This is a genomic window from Pelomonas candidula (assembly GCF_043555985.1).
GTDB lineage: Bacteria > Pseudomonadota > Gammaproteobacteria > Burkholderiales > Burkholderiaceae_C > Pelomonas > Pelomonas candidula.
This window is the reverse complement of the sequence record NZ_JBIGIC010000044.1, coordinates 1-1,631: the sequence shown is the minus strand read 5'-3', so window position 1 is coordinate 1,631 and position 1,631 is coordinate 1. Positions and strand designations below refer to the sequence as shown.

General features: G+C 64.2%; 2 protein-coding genes. Both read right to left on the bottom strand.

Going from position 1 to position 1,631, the window contains the following annotated elements:
• Positions 1–125: FGGY family carbohydrate kinase (locus tag ACG04R_RS28400; RefSeq protein WP_394418182.1), on the bottom strand; the 125-nt coding region annotated here is incomplete at its 3' end.
• Entirely contained in the window at positions 125–1,360 is a 1,236-nt protein-coding gene (locus tag ACG04R_RS28395; RefSeq protein ID WP_394418184.1) for an ROK family protein, read from the bottom strand. The genes ACG04R_RS28395 and ACG04R_RS28400, both read right to left, overlap by 1 nt.
• Positions 1,361–1,631: the final 271 nt, after the last annotated feature.

Here is a 1,631-nt window from a genome sequence, read left to right as displayed (position 1 = left end):
TCAGACCACAGCGGCTCGGGACTGGACAGCGTCAGCGCGCTGCCGGCCGTGCCGACGATGCGGCCCGTGCCGTCCAGCAGCAGCAGCTTGACTTCGGACGTGCCCAGATCAATGCCCAGATACATCAACGAACCTCTTGTACTTTAGAAAGGGGGCGGCGCTTGAGCCCGGACATGGGCAGTGCTGGGCGCGTCAGGCGATATCGAACCAGCGCTGCAGCGCCGATGGCGACGGCGTCGGCGCCGAATCGGGATCTGCGAACTGTCGGCCGCGGCGAGCTGCTGAACGTGGCAAATTCGTCCAGTACATCAAGGGCAGGCTGCAGAAGCGGGTCGCCCAGTTCGATGACCGAGCCGCCGAGAACGATGCAGCCCGGGTCATAGGCAGCAGCCAGGTTCAGCAGCAGCATGCCAAGGTGGTGGCCGGCGGCGGCCACGGCCTGGTGAGTTTCCGGCTCCTGTGCGGCCAGGTCGGCGCGCACCTCAGGGATCGAACGCGAGATGGCGTTGCCGCCTTTGCCGTGCTGGATGGCGCGCGTTGCGATCATGGCTTCGGCGCAGCCACGGCGACCGCATGAACAGCGTGGGCCATTGAACTGCAGCACCATATGCCCCACCTCGCCGGCGTAGCCTCGGCTGCCGGTCAGCAGCCGTCCCCCGACGATGACGCCCGCGCCCAGGCCCTGGTTGATGGAGACATAAAGCAGTGGATCGGAGTCGGGCGTGGGATTGAATTCCAGTTCGCCCAGCGCCGCCGCGTCGGCCTCGTTCTGCAGGAAGAGTGGAATGCCCTCGAGATCGCTGCCGCGCAGTTCTTCGGCGAGCATCGCCGCAAAAGGGACATCACGCCAGCCGAGGTTGGGTGCAAAGCTGACGATGCCACGAGCTTCGGTCACGCCGCCTGGCAGGCCGACACCGATGCCGAGAAACTGCTGGCCCGCGGGGAACTGTCCGTAAAGTTCTCGCAGTGCTTTCGCGACGCTGGAGATGCAGGCCGCCGCAGCGCGAGTGCGACCGTACTGGGCTGTCACGCCGTGCAGGACTTCGCCCGTCAGTGACGTGGCAATCAGGCGTGACGACTCGATGCCGACTTCCACGCCGATCATCAACAGACGCGCCGGGTCCACGAACAGGGGCGTCGGCCGGCGACCCATGTCTCCCGTCGCGACGACGTCCCGTTCTACCAGCCAGCCCTCGTTCAACAGATCGCGGACCAGCAGGCTCACAGTGGATTTGGTGAGGCCAACGACCGACGCCAAGTCCGCCCGCGACAGTCCTGGGTTCAGGCAGATTTGCCGTACCAGGGCCATGCGATTCATGGTCTTGAGCAGTTGTTGGCTGCCGGTCAGATCGGCTAGCAAGAGGTCTCCTGTTGTTCTGGTCGGACCGGTCGTGTTGTGGTTCAATTCGGTCTGACCAAATGTTAATTTGATCGACGCACAAAGTAAACAGGCTCTGCGATCTTTCGTATCGGATGACGCGGAGGCGATTCAGATGGCCGGCATTGCCGGCGCATCGGAGACAACCAGGAACCACCCCCCATGAAGTTCACAGACGGACAGTGGATGCTGCAGCCGGGCGTGGCCGCGCACTACGCGGCCGAGGCCTATGCCATCGAAGTCCACGAAGACC